21 protein-coding genes are annotated in these 22,674 nt (G+C 52.2%); 16 read left to right on the plus strand and 5 right to left on the minus strand.

The window, feature by feature from the left end:
* The first annotated feature begins 98 nt into the window (after positions 1–98).
* The 16 genes from soxC (at position 99) to REIFOR_RS11615 (ending at position 15,591) form a co-directional block, all read left to right on the plus strand.
* Positions 99–1,418: a sulfite dehydrogenase gene (gene soxC, locus REIFOR_RS11540; RefSeq protein ID WP_100257704.1), complete on the plus strand. Its 1,320-nt coding sequence runs from the start codon at positions 99–101 to the stop codon at positions 1,416–1,418.
* The gene (locus REIFOR_RS11545; RefSeq protein WP_100257705.1) at positions 1,402–2,364 is read left to right on the plus strand and encodes a c-type cytochrome; all 963 of its coding nucleotides are present in this window, start codon (positions 1,402–1,404) and stop codon (positions 2,362–2,364) included. Before soxC ends, REIFOR_RS11545 begins: the two co-directional genes overlap by 17 nt.
* Before the next feature lie 45 nt (positions 2,365–2,409).
* A complete protein-coding gene (soxX, locus tag REIFOR_RS11550; RefSeq protein ID WP_227003668.1) occupies positions 2,410–2,751 on the plus strand; it encodes a sulfur oxidation c-type cytochrome SoxX in 342 nt (113 codons plus the stop codon).
* A gap of 11 nt (positions 2,752–2,762) precedes the next feature.
* The gene (gene soxY, locus REIFOR_RS11555; RefSeq protein WP_100257707.1) at positions 2,763–3,221 is read left to right on the plus strand and encodes a thiosulfate oxidation carrier protein SoxY; all 459 of its coding nucleotides are present in this window, start codon (positions 2,763–2,765) and stop codon (positions 3,219–3,221) included.
* A 20-nt stretch (positions 3,222–3,241) separates the two neighbouring features.
* Positions 3,242–3,541 carry a thiosulfate oxidation carrier complex protein SoxZ gene (soxZ, locus tag REIFOR_RS11560; RefSeq protein ID WP_100257708.1) on the plus strand — a complete coding sequence of 100 codons (300 nt, stop codon included), beginning with the start codon at positions 3,242–3,244 and terminating at the stop codon, positions 3,539–3,541.
* A gap of 22 nt (positions 3,542–3,563) precedes the next feature.
* Positions 3,564–4,427 carry a sulfur oxidation c-type cytochrome SoxA gene (gene soxA, locus REIFOR_RS11565; RefSeq protein ID WP_227003669.1) on the plus strand — a complete coding sequence of 288 codons (864 nt, stop codon included), beginning with the start codon at positions 3,564–3,566 and terminating at the stop codon, positions 4,425–4,427.
* 11 nt (positions 4,428–4,438) lie between these two features.
* Positions 4,439–4,756: a SoxAX-binding protein gene (locus tag REIFOR_RS11570; protein WP_100257709.1), complete on the plus strand. Its 318-nt coding sequence runs from the start codon at positions 4,439–4,441 to the stop codon at positions 4,754–4,756.
* A gap of 86 nt (positions 4,757–4,842) precedes the next feature.
* Positions 4,843–6,591 carry a thiosulfohydrolase SoxB gene (gene soxB, locus REIFOR_RS11575; protein WP_100257710.1) on the plus strand — a complete coding sequence of 583 codons (1,749 nt, stop codon included), beginning with the start codon at positions 4,843–4,845 and terminating at the stop codon, positions 6,589–6,591.
* Positions 6,592–6,677: 86 nt separating this feature from the next.
* A complete protein-coding gene (locus tag REIFOR_RS11580) occupies positions 6,678–7,514 on the plus strand; it encodes an alpha/beta hydrolase (RefSeq protein ID WP_100257711.1) in 837 nt (278 codons plus the stop codon).
* Complete coding sequence (locus tag REIFOR_RS11585; protein WP_158524370.1) at positions 7,504–7,998, plus strand: thioredoxin family protein; 495 nt, start codon at positions 7,504–7,506, stop codon at positions 7,996–7,998. Before REIFOR_RS11580 ends, REIFOR_RS11585 begins: the two co-directional genes overlap by 11 nt.
* Positions 7,995–8,468, plus strand: a complete 474-nt coding sequence (locus REIFOR_RS11590; protein WP_100257713.1) for a DUF302 domain-containing protein — start codon at positions 7,995–7,997, stop codon at positions 8,466–8,468. Before REIFOR_RS11585 ends, REIFOR_RS11590 begins: the two co-directional genes overlap by 4 nt.
* 184 nt (positions 8,469–8,652) lie before the next feature.
* On the plus strand, positions 8,653–9,993 hold the full coding sequence (locus REIFOR_RS11595) for a DEAD/DEAH box helicase (RefSeq protein WP_100257714.1): 1,341 nt from the start codon (positions 8,653–8,655) through the stop codon (positions 9,991–9,993).
* Between the two features lie 118 nt (positions 9,994–10,111).
* Entirely contained in the window at positions 10,112–11,785 is a 1,674-nt protein-coding gene (locus REIFOR_RS11600) for a DUF342 domain-containing protein (protein ID WP_100257715.1), read from the plus strand.
* 13 nt (positions 11,786–11,798) lie between these two features.
* Positions 11,799–12,203, plus strand: a complete 405-nt coding sequence (locus REIFOR_RS11605) for a CBS domain-containing protein (RefSeq protein ID WP_100257716.1) — start codon at positions 11,799–11,801, stop codon at positions 12,201–12,203.
* 571 nt (positions 12,204–12,774) lie between these two features.
* Complete coding sequence (locus REIFOR_RS11610; RefSeq protein WP_100257717.1) at positions 12,775–14,448, plus strand: DUF342 domain-containing protein; 1,674 nt, start codon at positions 12,775–12,777, stop codon at positions 14,446–14,448.
* 255 nt (positions 14,449–14,703) lie between these two features.
* Complete coding sequence (locus REIFOR_RS11615; RefSeq protein WP_100257718.1) at positions 14,704–15,591, plus strand: TIGR01777 family oxidoreductase; 888 nt, start codon at positions 14,704–14,706, stop codon at positions 15,589–15,591.
* Between the two features lie 249 nt (positions 15,592–15,840).
* Here the strand turns inward: REIFOR_RS11615 and REIFOR_RS11620 are convergent, their stop codons facing one another.
* The 5 genes from REIFOR_RS11620 to REIFOR_RS11640 form a co-directional block, all read right to left on the minus strand.
* Positions 15,841–17,454: a TRAP transporter large permease gene (locus REIFOR_RS11620; RefSeq protein WP_100257719.1), complete on the minus strand. Its 1,614-nt coding sequence runs from the start codon at positions 17,452–17,454 to the stop codon at positions 15,841–15,843.
* Between the two features lie 7 nt (positions 17,455–17,461).
* A complete protein-coding gene (locus tag REIFOR_RS11625) occupies positions 17,462–18,142 on the minus strand; it encodes a TRAP transporter small permease (RefSeq protein WP_100257720.1) in 681 nt (226 codons plus the stop codon).
* An 84-nt stretch (positions 18,143–18,226) separates the two neighbouring features.
* A complete protein-coding gene (locus REIFOR_RS11630; protein ID WP_100257721.1) occupies positions 18,227–19,216 on the minus strand; it encodes a DctP family TRAP transporter solute-binding subunit in 990 nt (329 codons plus the stop codon).
* A gap of 199 nt (positions 19,217–19,415) precedes the next feature.
* On the minus strand, positions 19,416–20,795 hold the full coding sequence (locus REIFOR_RS11635; protein WP_100257722.1) for a sigma-54-dependent transcriptional regulator: 1,380 nt from the start codon (positions 20,793–20,795) through the stop codon (positions 19,416–19,418).
* Complete coding sequence (locus REIFOR_RS11640) at positions 20,785–22,566, minus strand: sensor histidine kinase (protein WP_100257723.1); 1,782 nt, start codon at positions 22,564–22,566, stop codon at positions 20,785–20,787. The genes REIFOR_RS11635 and REIFOR_RS11640 overlap by 11 nt, the downstream gene beginning before the upstream one ends.
* Between the last annotated feature and the right edge of the window lie 108 nt (positions 22,567–22,674).

The raw sequence follows: 22,674 nt of genomic DNA on the forward strand, positions 1-22,674 counted from the left end.
TTCGATCGTATGGTTCGAGTAAAAGTCTGTTAACCTCATAGTTGAAATAGAGCTATGCATATAACAAATAAGAATAATGAGATTTTATAGGAGAATCCATGGCCGGCTTTAACAAAACAGACGAACTAGGGTTATTAAAGCGCCTCCACAGCGATGGGGAGCAGCTTACCGGTTCCGACCGCCGCGGCTTCCTGAAAAATGCCATGGCCATGATGGGCGGCGCCGCCGGTGTCGCATTAGCGCCATCGGTACTTGCGAGCGATAACCTGCCACCCAATGTGCCCAGCTGGACACGTTCGCTCGGTACTGGGGTGGTCACCCATCCTTATGGCATGCCCTCCAAATACGAAGCCGATGTGGTACGCCGCACCGTGCCTTGGTTGACCGCCGACCCGATCTCATCGATCAGCTTTTCGCCGATACACAAGCTCAAGGGCATCATCACGCCCAACGGCCTAGTATTCGAGCGCTACCATGCAGGCGTGCCGACGATCAATGTCGAGGAACATCGCCTGATTATTCACGGCCTGGTCGATCGACCGCTGATCCTGACCATGGATGATCTACGTCGCTTTCCGAGTGTCTCGGAAATCAAGTTTCTCGAATGCCCCGCCAATGGCGGCATGGAATGGCGCGGTCCGCAGATGGAAGGTCTGCAATTTACCCACGGCATGCTGTCCTGTTGTGAGTGGACCGGGGTTCGCTTGTCCACCCTATTGGCCGAGGTCGGCGTGCAGTCAGAAGGCAAATGGATTCTGGCCGAAGGTGCCGATGGCGCCGCCATGTCGCGCAGCATTCCATTAGAAAAGGCGATGGATGACACCATCATCGTCTACGCTCAGAACGGCGAACCGTTGCGGCCGGAGCAAGGTTATCCAATACGCATGCTCAACCCAGGTTGGGAAGGCAACACCAGCATCAAGTGGCTGCGCCGCTTAGAGATTGGTGACAAGCCTTGGTACCAGCGTGAAGAGACGTCCAAATACACCGACCTAATGCCCGATGGCCGCGCGCGCGAATTCACCTGGGTGCAGGAATGCAACTCCGTTATCACCTCGCCCTGCCCGGAAAACCCCTTTAAGGGCAAGGGCTGGTATGAAATTGAAGGACTCGCCTGGACCGGCAAAGGCAAGGTCAAGGCGGTCGATATCTCCTTTGATGGCGGCGTTACGTGGCGGCCTACCCAGCTCAAGGGTCTGGTCCTATCGAAAGCACTGACGCGTTTTTCAATTATGCATAACTGGCAAGGCGAACCGCTGCTATTACAGAGTCGCGCCATCGATGAAACCGGCTATGTCCAGCCGACCTTGAGTCAGTTGCGTCAATCGCGCGGGGTGAACTCTATTTATCATAAAAATTCCATCCATACTTGGCAGGTTACTGAAAGCGGGAGTGTCTTCAATGTCCAACTTTCTTAAGGGTCACCACCTAGCATTGTTTCTTACCCCAATCCTATTGGCATCGTCGCTCGTCAACGCCGACACCCTAAACCTGGGCCGCACCCCCACCCCGGCCGAAGTGGCCGGTTGGGATATAGACGTGCGACCGGACGGTTTGGGCTTACCCGTCGGCCAAGGGTCGGTCAGCGATGGTGAGTATCTCTACGACGAAAAATGCTCCTCGTGTCACGGCATCTTTGGCGAAGGCGAAAAACGCTGGCCGAAACTCGCCGGCGGCAAGGGTACGCTGGCGGATGATCGACCGGATAAGACGGTCGGCAGCTATTGGCCTTATGCCTCAACACTCTGGGACTATATTCATCGCGCCATGCCCTTCCCGGCACCGCAGTCCCTGGAGACCGATGAGGTCTATGCCATCACGGCTTACGTGCTGTATTTAAACGAAATAGTTGAAGAAGAGTTCGTTCTTAACGAGAAAAATTTGGCGGCAATCGTGATGCCCAATGCCGGCAATTTTTATCGCGACGATCGCCCCGATGCCGCCAACCCGCGCTGCATGGCCGACTGTAAAGACCCGGCCAGCATCCAAGTCGTTGCCTCACTCACCGGCATCACACCGACCGATCACTTCAAGGAAGACGGCAACGATGGCGTCGCCTATGAAGAGCCGGCGGAAATTGACGTCGAGAGCTCATCTCTGAGCGCATCGGCACAAGCAGGCCAGGCTACCTATGATCAGGCCTGCACGGTGTGTCACTCATCCGGCATGGCAGGCGCGCCGAGACTCGGCGACAAGCCAGATTGGGAGATTCGAGTCGGTACCGGTATGGAAACGCTTTATGGCAACGCCATTAACGGTTTTCAAGGTGCCAAGGGGATGATGCCGGCCAAAGGTGGGCAGACTCAGCTGAGCGATGAACAGGTGCGTAATGCGGTAGATTTCATGGTGGAAAGCAGCCGATAACCTGCGGCGGCTTTCTTATAACAACAACAAGAAAAGGTGGAGAGAATGAAAGTAAGACACTTAGCAATCCCGCTCCTGGCTTTCTTAATGTCGGCGCCCACCTGGGCCGGCACGGTGGAAGTGGAAAAGGGTAAAGACGTCGTTTATACCCGCACCAAAGGCAACTGTATCTCCTGTCATATGATGCCGGGTGGTAACTTACCAGGCAACTATGGTCCACCGCTGGTGCAAATGCAGGCACGGTTTCCCAAGCAGCAGGATTTATTCGACCAAATCTACGACGCTCGCGTCAAAAACCCACTCACTATAATGCCGCCCTTCGGTGCTCATCGCATGTTAAGCGAAGACGAAATCAATTGGCTGGTTGAATACTTGTATACGTTGTAAGAGGAAAAAACATGAATCAATCTCGTCGACAATTTATGACACGTGTGGGCAAATCGGTCGCCTTTTTGGTGGCTGTGGTCAACTTACCGCGTGTCGTTTGGGCCAACTGGAGCGCCAGTGCTTTTGCCGCTACCGATCTGGACACTGCCATCGTCGAACGCTATGGCAATTTGGCCATCGCTGACAGTGATGCCATTCAACTTAAAGCACCATCGATCGCCGAAAACGGCGCGGTTGTGCCTATTTCGATTGCCACCACCCTGGCAGCCAAGAGCATCAGTGTTTTTGTCGAAAAGAACCCATCTCCGCTGAGCTGCTCTTTTAACATTCAGCCCAGAATGAACACTGATGTTTCAGTGCGGATCCGCATGGGCGCGACGTCTAACCTTATCGTACTGGTTGAAGCAGACGGCAAATTGTATCGCACCAGCCAAGAAGTCAAAGTCACCATTGGCGGCTGCGGCGGTTAACACAAATCAGGGGAACTCGTATGAAAGTAAAAGCAAGTGCACGTAACGGCTCGGTTATAGTTAAGACCCTTCTGGCACACCCAATGGAGACCGGTCGACGCAAAGATGGCGACGGCAAACTGATTCCGGGTCACTACATCACCGAAGTAGAAGCTAACCACAACGGTGAGCGCGTTTTTCACTGTGAGTTGGGACCGTCCGTATCGAAGGATCCCTACCTGGCCTTTTCGTTTCAAGGCGGCAACAGCGGCGAGACTTTTACTATGTCTTGGGTCGATAACAAGGGCGAAAACGAATCTACCGAGGTCGAAATTCGTTAAACCCATTGAATGGAGAGCGGTTATGTTTACAACAAGAATTCAACTGACCCTCAGCTTGACTGTCGCCACATTAGTGGCCTCCGCTTGTATGCCGATGAGTAAAAAAGCCGGCATGGATTACCCCGCGTTAGTTCAAGATGATGTCACCACCTTTCAGGCGTTTTTTGAAAAGCGTTTCCCGGACACCGAAAAAGCTGACTACATCAATGGCGTGTACTCCATCGATGCCGATGCTCGCTCGCAGTGGGAGTCATTAGAAGAATTTCCACCCTATGAGCTGAGTGTTGACCAAGGCAAGGCCCTCTATGAGACGCCCTTTGCCAACGGCAGTTCTTACGCTACCTGTTTTGGTGATGGCGCGGTTCGCAGCCAATATCCTTACTACGACGAAGACCGCGCGATGGTGATCACGCTTGAGTTGGCGATCAACGAATGTCGCGAGGCTAACGGCGAAAAAGTACTCAAGTATAAGAAGGGTGATTTAGCTAAGGTCTCTGCTTATATGTCTTTTGTCAGCCGTGGTCAGGCGATCAATGTCGATGTTGCCAGCGAAGGGGCCTACAACGCCTATATGGACGGCAAGGAATTTTTCTATTCCAAGCGCGGCCAGTTCAATATTTCCTGTGCCGACTGTCATATGCGCGCCACCGGCTTCTATCTGCGTGCCGATGTACCGTCTCCAGGACTGGGGCAAACGTCCCATTTCCCAACCTTCCGCACCAAGTGGGATGCCCTGGGTACGCTGCACCGTCGCTATGGCGGCTGTAATGAAAACATCCGCGCCAAAGCCTTTTCGGCCCAATCACCTGAATATCGCAACTTGGAATATTTCCAAACGGTGATGTCCAATGGTTTGGTCTTTAATGGCCCCGGTAGCCGAAAATGAGGAGCGCTAGCATGATAAATATAAACACCCTGTTGTCGAGCCTAGTGCTCAGCCTGATGCTCGCTCTGAGTGGCTTGGCAAGTGCCGCAGAAGCGACCAATGCCACGCAGATGATCGCTGAGGCTGAGGTAATGAATAAGGCCGCCGGCGAAATCGGGTATGAATGGCGGGATACCGCCAGTTATATCGCAGACGCCAAGAAAGCTCTGGCCGATGGCCAAGAAGATCAGGCCTATCAATTGGCCAATGAGGCTTATGAGCAAGCCAAGCTTGCACTAGAACAAGGCAAGCTTATGCGTGAAAACTGGCAGCAGTATATTCCCATGTAGCAACTAATCGGTTCGGCAGCGCTTGGTTGTCGAACCGGTCTTGTACCACCAAATTGTTTACCATCCCTAACCAATGGAACACTCCTATGCAACTGTCTCGTCGTGAATTTTCTCGTCTTTTAGGGTTAGCCGGCGCAGCGGGCATCTTGCCGGGCTGTATCAGCCTGGGCCGCGCCAACGAGGATTTATACCAGGTACCCAACAGTGGCGATGTCCGACTGTTGCATATGACCGATACCCACGCACAATTGATGCCGGTTTATTTTCGCGAACCGACCGTCAACCTGGGCTTTGGCGCTGCCTATGGCCGGCCGCCCCATCTGGTGAATGATGCCCTACTAAATTACTTCGGTATTGACGCCCAAAGTCAGTTAGCGCATGCCTATACCGCATTGGATTTCACCAACGCCGCACAGATGTACGGTCGCGTCGGTGGCTTTGCGCATTTAAAGACCCTGATCGATCTGATGCGCGGTGAGTTCGGCGCCAATAAGACGCTCCTGCTCGATGGTGGCGACACCTGGCAAGGCTCCGGCACCGCCCTGTGGACCCGCGGGCGCGATATGGTCGATGCCTGTAACCTGCTCGGTGTCGATGTTATGACCGGACACTGGGAGTTCACTTACAACGACGCCGAAATCAGAGACAATATCGCCGCCTTTAACGGTGACTTTATTGCGCAAAACGTTAAGGTGAAAGAAGACGCCCTATTCGACGGTGCCGAGGCTTGGGATGAGTTTAGCGGTCACGCCTTTCAACCCTATGTGATCAAGGAACTCGGTGGCCGTCGTGTCGCCGTGGTCGGCCAGGCCTTCCCCTACACGCCGATTGCCAACCCGCAACGCTTTATTCCCGATTGGACTTTCGGCATCAATCCGCTCGACTTGCAGGAACTGGTTGACCAGATTCGCAGCACGGAGAAGCCCGATGCGGTGGTTTTGCTGTCGCACAATGGTATGGACGTCGACCTGAAATTGGCCGCCGATGTCACCGGCATCGATGCGATCTTAGGCGGGCACACCCATGACGGTATCCCAGCCCCGATCGAAGTCAAAAATAAGGCCGGCATAACCCTCGTCACCAACGCTGGCTCCAATGGCAAATTTTTGGGTGTGTTGGATCTGAAGTTTGGCGCCAGTGGTATCGACAGCTATCAATATCGTCTGTTGCCGGTATTCTCCGACTACCTGCGGGCCGACCCGACTATGAGTCAATTGATCACCGACATTCGCCAGCCCTACCTGGCCCAGCTGCAGCGTCCGCTGGCCAAGTCCGATGATCTGCTGTACCGCCGCGGTAACTTTAACGGCACCTTCGATCAGGTTATCTGTGATGCCTTACGGGCCGTCAACGACTCCCAAATATCGCTCTCGCCGGGCTTCCGCTGGGGGACCACGATCTTGCCGGGCCAGACCATCACCATGGAAAATGTGCTCGATCAGACCTGTATCACCTATCCGGAAACCTACACTCGGATGATGTCGGGCGCCGATCTGAAGCTGATTTTGGAAGATGTCGCCGATAACCTCTTTAACGCCGATCCCTATTACCAACAGGGTGGCGATATGGTGCGCTTAGGCGGCATGGATTACCGCATCGATCCGACCGCCAGCATGGGCAAGCGGATCGACAATATGCGCCTCGATAACGGTACTCCTATCGACGCCAGTAAAGAATATAAGGTATCGGGCTGGGCCACGGTTGGCTCCCAGTCTGAGGGCGAACCCATTTGGGATACCGTCGCTACCTACCTGCAGGACCAGCAGACAATTGCACTGAAAAAGATCAATACGCCCGAATTGCGTAATGTTCCCTCTAACCCAGGCTTAGCATGATGCGCTATGCCACTTTATTTGTAAGTGAGTCAACTATGCTAATCCGTGTCGCTAGTTTGTTATGCTCTGTTCTAGCCAGTCTAGTAATGTCGAGTTGGGTCTCTGCCGAACCGGTACAGATTCGTCACGATGGGCTGCGCTTAAACGCCAACTATGAAAACGACGATGCCGCGCATGAAAAGCCCGTTATGGTGATTCTGCATGGCACTTGGATGCACCACGATACCGAACTGCCGACCTACCTGCAGGATCTGGCGACCTATGAGGGCTATTCCAGCCTGAATCTGAGTCTCAGCCTGGGTATCGACGATCGCAAATCGTTTATGATTTGCGAAACCATGCCGGTAGTCGGCAGCCATCAACAGGCAGTGGAAGAACTCAAGGCCTGGTTCGATTGGCTGGGCACTCAGGGACACACGAAATTCGTCTTGATTGCGCACTCTCGCGGCGGCGCTCAGGCGTCTTTGTTTTACCAAACCTATCATTACCCTGGCCTCGAACGCTTAGCGCTGATTGCCCCAGCCACCTATGAACAGGCTCGCGTGACGAAAAGCTTCGAAAATCGGTACGGCAAGTCCTTAGCCGAACAGGTTAGCTTGTTTCAGGGTCTGGACAACCAGGTTGAGCCCATTACCGAAGCGGCCGTGCTCTACTGCACCTTCGCCAAAGTCTCAGCCGAAGCCTTTTTGTCCTATTATCTGCCGACACCGAACAAACATACCCCGAGCCTGATTGCCAAGATCGACATCCCGACACAAATCTTCCTCGGCAGCGAAGACCCTCTGTCGGACCGGTTAATGGAATATCAGTCGGAATTCATCAACAATCCGCTCATCTCAACCCATTTGATCGAGGGTGCGGACCATTTTTTCCGCGATCTTTATTCCGATGAACTGTTTGAGGCAATACTGGATGATCTCTAGAGCAATCTTTAAACCGCTGGCCGCGCTGAGCACCGCTGTGCTGCTCAGCGTCGGCGCCTGGGCCAGCAGCGACCTGATCTTTGCCAAGGCCGACTTTCCGGCAGCCCTGGGTGCGATGGCCGCCGAGGGCAAACCACTGGTGCTCTATGTCGCGCACTCAACCTGCCCCTATTGCAAGCGACTCGAACGTGAGGTGATGCCCGCGGTGGTCAATACCCTGGCGTATCAGCAGGCCATTAGCTTGCAAAAGCTGGTCTGGGACGATACAACGCCGGTGCGCTGGCGCAATGATGAAATGATTACGCCGGACGATCTGGTAACCCGCTATCGGGTTATTGCGACGCCTACGATCCTATTTCTCAATGCCCAAGGCGAGGAAGTGGCCGAGCGTATCGAAGGCTATCGCGATGCCGATTTTTACTGGTATTACTTTGATCAGAACATTGACAACGCACGCCAAGCGCTGCAGTCGGGTGGCCAATGATCCGTATCCTATTGTTCAGCTTAGGGCTGTTACTGAGCTCTGTTTGGAGTCAAGCCGAAGCGCTCTATAGCCAAGAAGGCCCCTCGTGGGTGTTCAGTACCGACAGTGACTTCATCAGCACGCGCGACAACCTAGTGTTTGCGATTGAATCGCGCGGCTTGGTGATTTCCTACATTTCGCATGCCGGTGCTATGCTAGCGCGCACCGCGCAGGCTGTTGGTGTGACCACACCGGTCTATCAGGACGCCGAAATACTGTTGTTCTGTAAGGCCGATCTATCCCACGCCCTAGCCGCCTCCAACCCTCACAACATCACGCTTTGCCCCTATGCCATCGCGGTCTATAGCCTGACCGGACAGGCGGATCAAACCTTTATCGCCATCCAGCAGCCCTTCAGCGCAGAACCGGCCACAGCGCCGATTACCGAGTTGTTGATGGGTATTATCGATGAGGCGTTGGACGGCTTTTAATGCCCTGAACGCAGACTGTCCGATGCGTCCGTCAGCCCTGACGAACGGCACGGTTCAGGCCCCTCTCGGGCCTTAAGGGCCTGCCTACATGAATCCCATCTGGGCTGACTAAATGTCAGCCACTTGTGTTCAAACCTGTTAAACTGCCAGTCTCTAACCTTCGCACCCTTTTGAGGCTTTCTCTTTGTTCGAAACATCCAATCTTCACCCTAAGCTATGCGCCGCCTTTGTTGATCTGAAATGGACAAAACCAACCGAAGTGCAGGCCATCAGCCTGGAACCGGCCTTGGCGGGCAAGGATTTACTGATCAGTGCTGAAACCGGCAGCGGTAAAACCGGGGCCTACCTGATCCCGGCCTTGCATCACATCATGAGTGAGACCAAACCCAACGCCTCGGTACGCCTGTTGATTCTGGTGCCCACTCGGGAACTGGCACTCCAGGTGAAAAAAGACTGCGAAGCCCTATGCCGCTTATCGAGTATCAAATCAGTCATTATTCGCGGTGGTCAAGAATTCCAATATCAGGCATCGTTGCTGCGCCGCAACCCAGAAGTAGTGATCGCTACACCAGGGCGCCTGACCGAACACCTAGAGAAAGGCACGGCAGACTTTTCCGATGTCGAATTTTTGGTCCTAGACGAATGCGACCGTATGCTCGACATGGGTTTCCGCGAGGAGGTGCTGGCCATCACGAGCAAATGCACCGGCAAACACCAAAACCTATTGCTATCGGCAACATTGAAGCACAAGGGTGTCGCCACAGTGGCTAAATCCTTGCTGCACGAGCCTGAGTTTATTAAAGTAAAGAATGAGATACTGCAACAAAGCATCGAACAGCAGGTTATTTTCAGCGACGATGTTAAGCACAAAGAGACACTGGTGCATTGGTTATTGACCAATGAAACCTTTGAGAAGGCGATTGTCTTTACCAAGACCCGCGTCCAGGCCGAGCGTCTGGGTAATGTATTGCGCTATCACAAGCTCAAGGTAAATAGCCTGCACGGCGAAGTCGAGCAAGACACACGCAACAAGATTATGGCCAAGTTCCGCGAAGGCGCGGTAGATGTGATAGTCGCAACCGATTTGGCGGCACGCGGCTTGGATATTGATGGCGTCGACCTGATCATCAACTTCGATATGGCGCAAAGCGGTGATGAACACGTCCATCGAGTGGGTCGAACCGGACGTGCCGGGCGCAGTGGTTTGGCCGTCAGCTTGGTCAACTCGCTCGACTACTCGCTGATGTCAAGCATTGAACGGTACTTGAAGCTGCACTTTGAACGACGCCTGATCGGCTCCTTGAAGGCCAAATATACCGGCCCAAAAAACCTCAAGGCCAATGGCAAGCCGGCCGGCAGCAAACAGAAGAAAAGCGCCGACGGCAGTAAGAAAAAGACAGCGAAAAAATCGCTGCGCAAGAACCTCGGCAAGCGCAAAGGTAAGGAAATGCCAACCATAAACCAACCGGAATCGGGTGGTCAGCTGCCAATTAAAAAGAAGAAACTGAACCACGCTCCCGAGTAACTTAGGGCGCGCGACGGTGAGACAGTTCGTCGCGTGATAGGCAGCTGCTTAACGCATTTTTGATACACACTGGCCAACTCAGAAACGCCTTATTCCAATTTCAGTTAGCAGGAATGTTATGACCGAAAACAACACAGATCGCACACCCAGAAACGTTGCTTTTTCTATCGAGGTGGATGAAGAAACTGGCACTGTATTCGGGATTTTGGTCGCCAGCGATGAGCGCTCAAAACTGACGCGGCCAGTCGTTGATGAAGCACTGTCCAAAGCCGGCGTATTCCATTGGGCCAAAGAAGGCCGTGTAATCAATATTTTGATTAGTAACTTTAAGCGGCAAAAACCGTGTCGCCTCGCTATCGCCTTGCGCAAACATGCGAGCTTCGAAGTGACCCTGAGCCCCGACAACATGGAGGCCTATATCGATGTAGTGCCTGCGCAAGGGGGCACGGGCCTCACAGTGGAGGATATGAACAGTGAATTAATGGCCAATCTAGTAGCCGCTGAGCGCATTGATCAAGACGCCCTGAATGCGGTTATGGCCTCTCCATCAGCAGAGCGGTTTACTGTCGCGCTCGGCAGAGCCGCAGTTCAAGGGATCGACACCCAGTTCGTCACTTTGGTGGCGGAACATACCTATGCCGAGGCCGAGATTGTGGTAGACCAATACGGCAGTGTCGACCACTTGGCCGGCAAGATCTATGTCACCGTTGAACCGCTAGCCCCAATAGTTGAACGGGTTGCACCGAAAGACGGCAAGGATGGTTTCGATGTTTTCGGCCAAGTCTTAACCTCTAAACCAGGCGAGCAAATCCTTTGGGCAGATAAAATGCCCGGCACGCTTTTTGACGAAAACAATCCAGATATTTTGGTTTCTGAGATTACCGGCCATCCGGTCTTTTTTAAAGACGGGGCACGTGTAGATGCCAGCCTAGAATTTGAAAAGATAGACGTAACCACGGGTCATGTCACCTTCGATGGCTCGGTATTTATAAAAGGCGATGTCCGCGCCGAGATGAAGGTTGAAGCGACTGGTGATGTCTTTGTTAAGGGTGTCGTCGAGCGGGCCACTGTAAAGGCAGGTAGCGACATTACCGTGGCCGGCGGCATTCTTGGCGACATCAATATGGAGGTGCCGGAGGACGGCCTGCCAGTGTACGAATGTATCCTCGAAGCCGATGGGTCGATTGAGGCCAAGTATGTCAACCTCGCTTGGTTAACCGCAGGTGACGACATCAGCGTTCGGGAATACGTTTTTAACTCCAAACTCAAGGCTGGCAATAACGTCGCCATCGGTCAAAACGGTGGCAAGGGCAAATTGGTTGGTGGCGAAACCCATGCGGTTGAATCGGTGATCGCTAAGACGCTGGGCAGCGAAGCCTATAATATCACCAAAATAAGTCTCGGCTCGTCCAAAAGCATTATCGATACCTTGGAAAAACTCGATTTCATTCGCGAACAACGTGCCAACCAGGCAAAAAAATTACGCGAACTGTTGCCACCACCGGAGTCTGACGACGACGAGCCGATCGAGCGCAGTGACGACGAATTAAATAAAATTCAAAAAATTGAAAGTACGCTGCTAAAGTTAAAAGATGATATGAACGAAATTGATCGACGTCGAAAGCAGGCCGTTCTCGGTGAAGACGCCGATCCACAGCCATTTATCGGGGCAACTTCGGCCTGCTACCCAAACTGTTATCTAAATATCAATGGTGTCAGAATGCGGGTCACAACAGAACATAGGGCCATTGCCTATGAGAAAAAATACTCAAAATTAGTTACCAAACTATAGGACATATGGGTCAATGAATATAACTGAGATCATGACAGTTGATGTAACCAGGGTTTCGCCTCAAAACACCTTGCGTGATGCCAAGGAGATACTCGACGCCGCGCCCTTTCACCATTTGCTGGTGGAAGAAGATGGTAAACTGGTTGGGATCATTTCACACCAAGACATACGCGATCAAATCGCCGAATTTACCCTCAATAGCACCACCATGGCGTACCCGGAATTCGAGTCGACTATAAAAGTGGCCGACATTATGGCGACCGATATGTTGATGATTGATGTCGACACCCCGATCGATGCGGCATCCATTTTAATCCTAGAAAACAACATCAGCTGCTTACCGATCGTCAATGCCAAAATGGCTATTGAAGGCATTGTCACCTGGAAGGATTTGCTGAAGTATTTCGTTTATCTGTAACGCTTAGAGGACAGTAGGTTTATAAACAACTTCAAGTTTAATCACCGCGCTCGAGCGTCGGATGTCTAGTGACATCCCTTATAATAGCAGCTCGACTAGATCGCAACCTTAGCCACCGAGTCCACGCTTGCCAACTCAAGCCTAACCAAACCCCATTTAATCACACCGAATGCTCAAAGCCTTACACTGTTATATCGGCCTGAAAGTAAAGCCAAGCTAGCTCGTTACTCGTCGACGCTGGCAACACCCTCATCATAAAAAAGTACAATGCTGACAATTTAAAAGCATTGCAAGCTGCTCTGCAGGTCGATAGGTCGATAGGTCGATAGGTCGATAGGTCGATAGGTCTGCAATTGTATTAATTTTAATAAAGCATTAATATAATCTATTCGAGCTTCTGGCCTATGTAATTGTTAAATCACGGTCATATTCAAGCTATAGAGTTGATTAAGAATGTAGCTGCACTAAAACAGTTTTTCGAACTCAAGCGTTGCGTCCAACAGGGAATTCGCCAAGCGGGCCGTTTTTTTGCAATCGCGTTCGCCCTTAGCATTCAGCTCACGGACAAAGTATGACCAACAATATTGAACAGATACGACCCAAGCACCTTGCCTTCAACCTGGAAGTTGATGAAAAATCTGGCACGGCATTCGGTGTTTTGCTTGCAAGCGAGGTCCGCTCAAAACTGAAGCGTGCGCATATCGATAAGGCGTTGTCTGAGGCCAGTTTACTGGAGTGGCGCATAGCTGGCTCGATTATCGATACGTTGCTCGATTACTATGACCAAAAGGTGCCCTGTCGGCTTGCCATCGCTTCACGCTGTGACGCAACCTTCGAGGTGGTCTTGAGTGAAGACCACATGGCGGCCTACATTGATGTTGTGCCCGCGCAAGGCGGCGTAGACCTAAGCGTTGAGAATCTCAGAGAAGGGTTAAGCGCAAACCTGGTTGCTGCTGACCTTATCGATCTGGCCAGTCTTAAGGCGGTTGTCGCTGCACCTGAGGCCCGGCGGATTACCGTTGCGATCGGCAGAGCAGCCATGCCGGGAGTTGATAGCCAGTTCATTTCCTTGGTGGCACAGGACAGCATTCAGCCCAGTGGTGAGGTTAGGGCCATAAACGACAGCATCGATCATCTTGCCGGAAAATCCTACGTAATCGTCGAACCCCGCACCGCCATTATGGAACGGCTTCCACCAAAACCTGGTAAAGATGGCTACAATATCTTTTCTGAAGCCCTCAAATCTTCACCTGGGATAGTAATACCCTGGTCTAGAAATATGACTGGCACCTTTTTTGACAAAGAAAATCCTGAAATAATATATGCCCACATTACTGGCCATCCGGTCATATTTGAAGACGGCGGGCGCATAGATACCAGTTTAGAATTTGATAAGATTGACATTACCACTGGTCATGTTGAATTTGACGGTTCGGTTTTGATCAAAGGCGATGTACACCCCGACATGAAGGTTAAAGCCACCGGTAATATTTTCATAAAGGGCATCGTCGAGCGAGCACAGGTGAAAGCCGGTAACAATCTTATCGTCGACGGCGGAGTTTTGGGTGACCCTAACATGGATGTGCCGGGGATAGGACTTCCGGAATACGATTGCGTTCTCGAAGCCGGCGGCTCGATAGAGGCTCAATACATCAATCTGGCTTACCTAAACGCCGGTAAGAACATCACCGTCAAAGAATACATATTCAATTCCAACCTTAAGGCTGGGAAAAGAGTCGCTGTCGGCAATAAAGGCGGCAAGGGTAGATTAGTCGGCGGTGAAACCCATGCGGTCGAATCGGTTACCGCTAAGACATTAGGTAGCCAAGCTTATAGCGTCACTAAAATCACCCTGGGATATTCCAAGGTTGTTACAGATCTATTTCGGAAACTCGATTTCATTCGGGACCAGCGTGTCAATCAGGCAAAAAAACTACGCAACTTATTGCCGCCAGCGGTGCCAGCGGGCAGCGAAGAAATCGCACGCAGTAAAGACGAATTACATAAAATACGAAAGATCGAAAGTTCTTTACTAATCTTACAAGATGCTTTGAAGGAAATCGATCGGCGGCGAAGACGGGCAACTCCTCAGGAGCATGACCATCCAACACCCTTCATCAGTGCAAAGTCGACCAGCTATCCAAACTGCTATCTAGAAATTAATGGCGCTAGCGTTCGTACCAAAACGGAACAACAAGCCATTATCTATGTGAAAAAAGATGGCATAATAGTTAGGAGAAAATAGTCCATATCGATCGATCAATGCCAAGATGGCGTTTGAAGTTATAACATTAATCCTCGGACCCCGCTCAATTAAATGCCAGAAAAATCGATTAACCGAAAAGCCTCTAGTCCAGTTGCCCCGTCAGCGCGTAATTAATACAACATAAAAAAGCTGCTAGCGGCCAAATCAATCCAGTGCTAAGGTCAGTAGATCAATACTTGGCTCAAGCTCTGACTTCGGCCACCAAAGCGACTGCCCACCACGAGGCCCAAGCGCATGAATATTCTAATAACCGGTGCAACCGGCTTTATCGGCACCGAACTCTGTGGCCTGCTGTCCCGGCAAAACCACGATCTAGTCGTCAAGACTCGCCATCCGGAACGAATCAAGGGCGCAATTAGGGGTATTAGCAGTCTTGCTCAACTCAACCCCGCGGAGACCTTTGATGTTGTGATCAACCTAGCCGGAGAGCCCATTGCCGATAAACGTTGGTCGATAGCCCAGCAACAGCGGATTACGGACAGTCGCCTCAACACTACCCAAGAAATCATTGACTACTTTGCCACTAGCGAATCTAAACCAGCTCTGTTTATCAGCGGTTCTGCAATTGGCTACTATGGTGTCGGCTCTACCGCCGAGTCTATTGATGAGCAAGGTACTGCGGATAACAGTTTTTCCAGTCAGCTTTGCAGCGCGTGGGAAGCCTGCGCCTTGCAGGCCGAGCCCATGGGTATCCGGACCTGCCTACTGCGCACTGGGATCGTTCTGGGCAAAAATGGTGGTGCCCTGAGTAAGATGATCCTCCCGTTCAAGCTTGGTTTAGGCGGCAAAATTGGCACAGGAACGCAGTGGATGCCGTGGATACACCTGCACGACATGGTGGCGTTAATCGCCCACTGTATAGCAGATGAAAGCTTAACAGGCCCGATTAACGCCACCGCGCCCCAGCCGGTGACCAATGCCGACTTTACCAAGGCATTAGGCCATGCCTTGCACCGGCCTACTCTGCTCACTATGCCGGCTATGATGATCGAGCTGCTAATGGGCCAGATGGGCGAAGAGCTGCTCTTATCCGGTAAGCGGGTGTTACCGGTCAAAATAGAACAGGCTGGTTTCCAATTTCGGTATCAACGTCTCGATGAGGCCTTAGCAGACATCCTCTAGCGGGGCACTGAATACGGCCCATATGTTAGGGCCCTTCGCCGGCAAAGCGTTTGGGCCGACAAACCGGAGCATGGCCAGGCACATTATCCCCCGAGTAAAGCTTGCACCATCATCTTATCCAACGAACATCGTGGCTGATCGACCAGAAGCCTGATCCCATCTATTGCAGTCAAAAAAAACACGCCCCTTAGGACGCGCTTTATCTTATTGACTGCAACCGTTAATGAGTCGGCTACGGTCGAGTCTGCTTTACCGTAGGATGATCTCTGGACCCATAACCAGATAGGGCAACCAGGTTGAGATGGCCGGAATATAGGTGACGATCACCAGGAACACCATCAACACGAGCATAAAGGGCATAGCCGCCTTGACGACCCGCGACAGGCTCATGCCGGTGATCCCGGAGGTGACAAATAGATTGAGACCAATCGGTGGCGTGATCATACCGATTTCCATGTTCACCACCATGATAATCCCTAGGTGAATCGGATCGATCCCCAATGCCATGGCGATTGGAAACACCACCGGTGCAACGATAACCAACAAGCCCGATGGCTCCATAAACTGGCCACCGATTAACAACAGAATATTGACCGCGATCAGGAAGGTAAACCAGTTAAAGCCGATACCCAACATCCATTCGGTAATCATCTGCGGGATGCGTTCAGCCGATAAGGTATGGGCGAACAATAGGGCGTTAGCGATGATAAACATCAACATCACCGTGGTTTTGGTGCCGTCCAGGATCGTCAGACGAGCCTGGCCACCAAACATGCCGGGGATAAAGTTACGCACGATCAGGGATATATTACGACCCCAGATAGACAAGGCTTGCAGCAATGCCTGTCGCTTACTTTGGCCCTGTTGGATGCGCCAATATAGATACGCAGCACAACTGAGTAGGCTGAACACGATAATGAAGGTCCAATGTCCGGGTTCGAAACCATTGTCGCTGGTACCGACCACAAAGAAGGTCAGGATTGAGGACACCAAGAAGAACGAAACACCATAGACCGTGGCACGGAAACCGACCTGGGCCTGGGGCGCATCAGTCGCCATGACCCAAGGCGAATCCTTCAACGGGCCCATGTCTCGGTAGATAAAGATGGCCACCAGCATAGAGTAAATCGCCGCTACAATGGCCGCCTCGGTCGGCGTAAAGACGCCACCGTAGATACCGCCCATGATAATTACCACCAAGAACAGGCCCCAACCGGCTTCTTTGGCGGCATGGAGCCAGTGCACCACACCGTGCCACGGTTCAGACGGCAGGTTCTTCTTGCGTGCCACAACATAGATGGCAAGCATCAACATCAAACCGGCGATTAGACCTGGAATCACACCCGCTAAGAACATCCGACCGACCGAAACGTCGGTCGCTGCGGCGTAAACCACCATCACGATCGAAGGCGGAATCAGGATGCCTAAGGTGCCGGCATTGGCGATAACCCCGGCGGCAAATTCTTTCGAATAGCCGACCTGACGCATACCGACAATGGCTATAGAGCCAATGGCCACCACGGTCGCCGGTGACGATCCGGACAGCGCCGCGAACATCATACAGGCCAAGACCGAGGCCATGGCCAAGCCGCCACGAAAGTGACCGACGGAGGCGATGGCGAAGTCAATCAGCCGCTTGGCAACCCCGCCGGTCGACATAAAGGCCGAGGCCAAGACGAAAAACGGAATGGCCAGCAAGGTGTAGTGTGTACCGGTACCAAACAGGGTAATCGCGATAGACGATAACGAATCCTGTGAGATAAAGGCGACAAAAAAGATCGAAGACAGGCCGAGGGATATACCCACTGGCACGCCCAAAAATAGCAGGGTTAATACCATGCCAAATAAAATCAGAGAATCCATGGTGACCTCAGTCAGCTAATAGGTTTTTATTTTCTTTGACCAAGTCTTCAGCTTCATGTGCACTGATCAGGGCCGCTCGCTTACCGATCGCAATATCGACAAAGGCTTGAGTGCCACGCAACATAAGCAGGGCTAAACCGATGGGTAGCGCGAGTAACACCAGCCATTTGTGCAATCGGTTTTGCAGGCCGAACAGTTCTTGCGCCCAGACCGGGTAACGCAATTCATCGACACCGATACCAAATTTGTAAAACTTACTCCAGTATTCCAGAGCTCCGCCGCTGACATCGAAACCCAATGCCCGTAACCAGGTGGAATCGAGCAAGATCATGCCATAAAGGATGACACAGACAGCGCCAAACAGGCTGAGAACTTTTTCCAGTCGTTTCGGCAAAGCCTTCAAGACAATGTCGACACCCAAGTGGAGATTAGTCTTAATGCCATAGCTCATGCCAAACAGGACCAGCCAGGAAAACATTATGGTGTTAAATTCCAATGCCGCCGACCAACCGGTGTTGAAGCCATACCGCGCAATCACCTGGCCGAAGGATACGGCCATAATTGACGCAATAATGGTAATTAATAGGTGTTCTTCTATATGGTGTATCAGTTTGTAGTAACGCAGTTCTAGTAACCAGATTACCGCGACCAAAACAAACAGGAAAAAATGGGGCCAATAACCAGTCATGACCGGTTCCTCAACAAGGTTTATAAAAGCAGTAAAAATGAGGCAGTACGAACGACTGCCTCTCGTCAGAGACTAGGCTGCTACTTAAGAGCCAGCCGCTGCACTGATCAGATCGGCGCCAATTTGCTTCTCAAATTGCTTCCAAACTGGCTTCATCGCATTCACCCAAGCTTCACGTTGCGTGGCGTTTAGGACGTTGATCTTGCCACCAGCGTTGAGGATATTCTGACGGTTGGTCGCTTCAGCGTCCTTAACGGCTAGGTTAGCCTGAAGGGTAACTTCGTTTGCAATGCGTAAAAACGTTGCACGTACGTCAGCGTCCAGGCTATCCAAGAATTCAGTAGAGGTCATGAACAGGTATGCCAGCAACTGGTGATTGGTTTCTGTTGTGCTGTCCTGAACTTCGTAGAATTTCTTAGTGTAAACGTTAGACCAAGTGTTTTCTTGGCCGTCAACAACGCCCGTCTGCAAGGCACCGTATACTTCAGCAAAAGCCATTGGTTGCGGTGAAGCATCCATAGCTTTAATCATCGCCTTGGCAACGTCAGAGGTTTGCACACGGAATTTCAGACCGGCGGCATCCGTCGGTAAGATCAGCGCTTTGTTGGCGGAGAAATATTTCATGCCCGACATCCAATAACCCAGACCGACAAAACCAACGCCTTCCATTTCATTCAACAGACCACGGCCCGACTTAGACTCGGTGAAGCGAATTGCCGCGTCGATATCTTTAAACACGAAGGGTAAATCGAACACGCCAAATTTTTCAGTATATGAGCCGAATTTTGACAAGGACGGAGCTAGCATCTGGACATCACCCAATAACAGGGCTTCCAATTCTTTGCTGTCGCCGAACAGGGTGCTGTTTGGAAACACTTCGACGCAGAGCTTGCCGTCTAATTCTTTATTGATCTGCTCAGCAAAGTTATTCGCTGCAACGACCTTAGGGTGAGTGGTGCCGCCGGTTACATGGCTAAGCTTGGCAACTATTTCACCCGGCTCACAACTGGCCGCGGCCAGTGACGCAACGGATGTTAAGGTGATGGCCGTGATCAGAGATGTTAGTTTGCGCATATCTTGTACCCTTATTGTTTTTTTAATTTTACGTACCTGTCTCATTAGAGACTGATATTGAGTTTGCAAAGGCAATGCCAACTGCCACCAATTGGACGCAGAGACCCACCTAGCAGGTCAGGCCGAGTTCAATCGGCGACCGAAAGGCCTGTCAATGGGTAGTTGGTTACCCACAAACCTCACTCAGGCGGGTAGCTTGCTACCCATCGAGTTCGTCGTCGGCCAGATCCTTGATCTGAATCTTGAGTCGTTTTATCTTATCGTACAAGCCCTTACGCGACAGACCAAGCGCAGTATAGGTTAGTTTTAGGGAACCGCCATGGCGCATCAATTCTTGTTCTATAACCGTTTTTTCAAAACTGCTAAGGCGCGAAGCCAGGTCGCCGACATGGCTCGATGTTGTCGTTTCTTGGACAAAACCGTTCCACATACCCAAGACAAAGCGATCGGCGTAATTGCGCAATTCGCGGACATTACCCGGCCAGGCATAATGGGTGAGCTGTTCCACCAGCGCCGGTGACAGGGTCGGGATTTCACGCCGATACTTACTGCGCGCGATGCGCGCCAGATGAAAGAACAGCAAGGCAATGTCTTCACGCCGATCGCGCAGTGGGGGAATTTTAAAAGTGATGACATTGAGCCGGTAATAAAGGTCGAGGCGGAACCGATGGTCGCTCGACAGCGTTTCCAAGTCTTCCTTGGTGGCGGCAATAATGGTGATGTCCAAGGCAATGGTCTTATTGGAACCGAGCGGCTCGATGGTGCGTTGCTCGATGGCGCGCAGTATCTTGGCCTGTAAATCCATCGGCATGGAGTCGATTTCATCCAAAAAGACTGTGCCACCCTGAGCATACTCCAGCTTGCCAATGCGTTTTTTGGTCGCACCGGTAAAGGCTCCGGCCTCATGGCCAAACAGTTCGCTCTCGATCAGATCGATCGGCACTGCGGCACAGTTGATCGCGACAAAGGGTTGGTGTTTGCGGTTGGAGAAATCGTGAATGGCACGCGCCACCACCTCTTTACCAGAGCCAGTCTCACCGATAATCAGGCAGTCGACATTGGTATCTGATAGCGCGTTGATCTGCTCACGCAGATAGACAATACCCTCAGAACGCCCCACCAGACGTTGGCTGATCGGATCGTGGTCATCGATGGTCTCGCGCAGACTGCGGTTTTCCAAGACCAGGCGGCGCTTTTCCAAGGCCCGTTTAAGGACCTGGGAGAGTTGTTGCATCGAAAAGGGCTTTTCCAGAAAATCGTAGGCGCCCTTGCGAATCGCTTCCACGGCCAGCGGTACATCACCATGACCGGTCATCAGGATGGTTGGCAGGGCGACATCTATATCCATAACCTTTTGCAGCAAGTCCATGCCGTTCATATCGGGCATCAAAATATCGCTAATCACCACCCCATAGGCGTCACTGGAGAGTCGATTCAGCACCTCGGTGGCGCTCAGGTTGGACTCTACGGTAAAGCCGTCCAACTCCAGGCCCTGCTGTAAGGCATGCAAAAGATCGTCATCATCATCGATCAGCCAAATGGTGGCCGACAACTGCAATTCGGTTAGGCTATCGGTCATGCGTAAGGGGTCCTTGTGCGTGGTCCGGTGAGTGTGAATCATTCGACCAACGTTGCAAGCTGATATCGAAGCGCGCGCCACCGGCGGCAGCAGTGGACAGCCGCAGTTCGCCCTGATGGTCGTTGACAATGTCCTTAACCACCGACAAACCCAGGCCCAACCCTTGGCCTGATTCTTTCGTGGTCATAAAGGGTTCGAACACCACGGCCGCCAAATCGGTGTCGATGCCCGGGCCGGAATCTTCGATGGTCAGGGTCAGCCGATCGCCGTCTAGGGCCGCTCTCAGGGTGATACTATCGCGTTCCGGTCCGGGCGTTTGCCCCTGAATGGCGTCGATGGCATTGGTCAGCAAGTTAAGCAGAATTTGACTAATTTGCACGCCATTGCCGAGCACATAGTAACCCTCACCGACCTGATGGGTCAGGGCAATGGCGCGATTCTTATTACGCGGTTGGACCAACATAATGGCCTCCTCGACACAGGCATTCAGATCAACCCGGGTAAAGCCGCTGGCCGGCTTGCGCGCAAAGGACATTAGCACCTTTGACAGGTTTCCGAGCCGATCGGTCTGGGCGATAATGCGCTGCAGATTGTCCTCGGCGGTGGCAATCTTATCGAGTTTGAGCAGGCGCAAAGCGTTCTCGGCATAGGTCCGCATGGTGGCTAGGGGCTGGTTATATTCGTGGCTTAGGGTGGTGCTCATCTGGCCGATCGCGGCCAATTTTGCGGAGTGAATCAATTCCTGTTGGGTGGTTTTGAGCTGTTGCTCGGCCAGACGTCGATCGTGCACTTCTTGGGTCAAATGCAGGTTGGCCGCCTGCAACTCAACGGTGCGGTGTTTGATCTGCCGCTCCAGTTCGGCGGCGTAAATCTTATCGCGCAACACCGTCTTAATTTGCTGCTCACGGCGGCGGATCAACAAAATGAATATCATGATAATAAGCATGCACAAGACCACCGCGCTGAGCAGGGTTTGTCGGATCAGCGCGGTCTCATCGACCGGTTCGTAGACCGCAACATGCCAACCGATGGTGTTCACTGCCATTTCCGCACGGGCATAAGCGGTCTGGTCGGTGAAAAAATCAATTTGGTCGGCCCGCTGGCCAATCCATTGCTGTTCGCTCGACAGGGTAATCAGTTGATTGGCGTCTTGGGCAATGATGTCCGAGGCCGATAGCGTCCAGGATTGAAACACCGGGGCCAGATCAAGCAGGAACACCAATACGCCCCGGGCAGTCCCATTGATCTGTAAATCCGATGAGAACCCGTACAGTTGGGTCTCCTGGTCGACATAGATATATTGCCGGCCCAACACCCCCTGAGCCGGGGCCTGGGCCAACTTACCCAGTTCAAGGGCAGGCAATGAGGCCTCGGCATCCTGCGCTGAAGCAATGATACGGCCATCCTTTGCCAGCAGCAGGACATTCTGTGCACCACTGAGATAGCGCACCTGACGCAGCCAGACGCTGCCGACATTGCCATCCACTAGATCGGGCAACCAATTGCGCTGATCGCCATGCCGGCCGATGAGCACGGGCAAGAGCCGATACTTTTCCAAGCGACTCTCTAATATCTGGACCTGCAACGCCAACTCATAGTCAGCCTGGCGTTGGGCTTGCTCGAGAATCCGCTCATAGCCCTGGCGATAGCCTATTTCGAACAGGCTCGACAAGGCCCCCACGGCCAGCACGGCCGCTAACAGCCAGAGCCCAGAGTTACGTTGCCAATAATGCCGTTTTCGATCGAGATCGTAGAGTTTGGTTGCCGTCATAGTTTTATTTTTCACTCTAATGCTAATGGCCGAGAAAAGCGATCCCTCTTCTGGCGTAGAGCGATAAGGATTGGCCAACTCAAGGTCAGCCAATCCTTAGATTGCGTT

It is taken from the genome of Reinekea forsetii (assembly GCF_002795845.1).
GTDB lineage: Bacteria > Pseudomonadota > Gammaproteobacteria > Pseudomonadales > Natronospirillaceae > Reinekea > Reinekea forsetii.

Coding starts and splice junctions, on each gene's coding strand:
- REIFOR_RS11585 (WP_158524370.1), top strand. CDS start 7,504: ATGATCTCTAGAGCAATCTTTAAACCGCTGGCCGCGCTGAGCACCGCT.
- REIFOR_RS11620 (WP_100257719.1), bottom strand. CDS start 17,454: ATGGATTCTCTGATTTTATTTGGCATGGTATTAACCCTGCTATTTTTG.
- REIFOR_RS11600 (WP_100257715.1), top strand. CDS start 10,112: ATGACCGAAAACAACACAGATCGCACACCCAGAAACGTTGCTTTTTCT.
- soxB (WP_100257710.1), top strand. CDS start 4,843: ATGCAACTGTCTCGTCGTGAATTTTCTCGTCTTTTAGGGTTAGCCGGC.
- REIFOR_RS11640 (WP_100257723.1), bottom strand. CDS start 22,566: ATGACGGCAACCAAACTCTACGATCTCGATCGAAAACGGCATTATTGG.
- REIFOR_RS11570 (WP_100257709.1), top strand. CDS start 4,439: ATGATAAATATAAACACCCTGTTGTCGAGCCTAGTGCTCAGCCTGATG.
- REIFOR_RS11580 (WP_100257711.1), top strand. CDS start 6,678: ATGTCGAGTTGGGTCTCTGCCGAACCGGTACAGATTCGTCACGATGGG.
- REIFOR_RS11610 (WP_100257717.1), top strand. CDS start 12,775: ATGACCAACAATATTGAACAGATACGACCCAAGCACCTTGCCTTCAAC.
- REIFOR_RS11590 (WP_100257713.1), top strand. CDS start 7,995: ATGATCCGTATCCTATTGTTCAGCTTAGGGCTGTTACTGAGCTCTGTT.
- REIFOR_RS11635 (WP_100257722.1), bottom strand. CDS start 20,795: ATGACCGATAGCCTAACCGAATTGCAGTTGTCGGCCACCATTTGGCTG.
- REIFOR_RS11625 (WP_100257720.1), bottom strand. CDS start 18,142: ATGACTGGTTATTGGCCCCATTTTTTCCTGTTTGTTTTGGTCGCGGTA.
- soxA (WP_227003669.1), top strand. CDS start 3,564: ATGTTTACAACAAGAATTCAACTGACCCTCAGCTTGACTGTCGCCACA.
- REIFOR_RS11545 (WP_100257705.1), top strand. CDS start 1,402: ATGTCCAACTTTCTTAAGGGTCACCACCTAGCATTGTTTCTTACCCCA.
- REIFOR_RS11605 (WP_100257716.1), top strand. CDS start 11,799: ATGAATATAACTGAGATCATGACAGTTGATGTAACCAGGGTTTCGCCT.
- REIFOR_RS11615 (WP_100257718.1), top strand. CDS start 14,704: ATGAATATTCTAATAACCGGTGCAACCGGCTTTATCGGCACCGAACTC.
- REIFOR_RS11630 (WP_100257721.1), bottom strand. CDS start 19,216: ATGCGCAAACTAACATCTCTGATCACGGCCATCACCTTAACATCCGTT.
- soxY (WP_100257707.1), top strand. CDS start 2,763: ATGAATCAATCTCGTCGACAATTTATGACACGTGTGGGCAAATCGGTC.
- soxC (WP_100257704.1), top strand. CDS start 99: ATGGCCGGCTTTAACAAAACAGACGAACTAGGGTTATTAAAGCGCCTC.
- soxZ (WP_100257708.1), top strand. CDS start 3,242: ATGAAAGTAAAAGCAAGTGCACGTAACGGCTCGGTTATAGTTAAGACC.
- soxX (WP_227003668.1), top strand. CDS start 2,410: ATGAAAGTAAGACACTTAGCAATCCCGCTCCTGGCTTTCTTAATGTCG.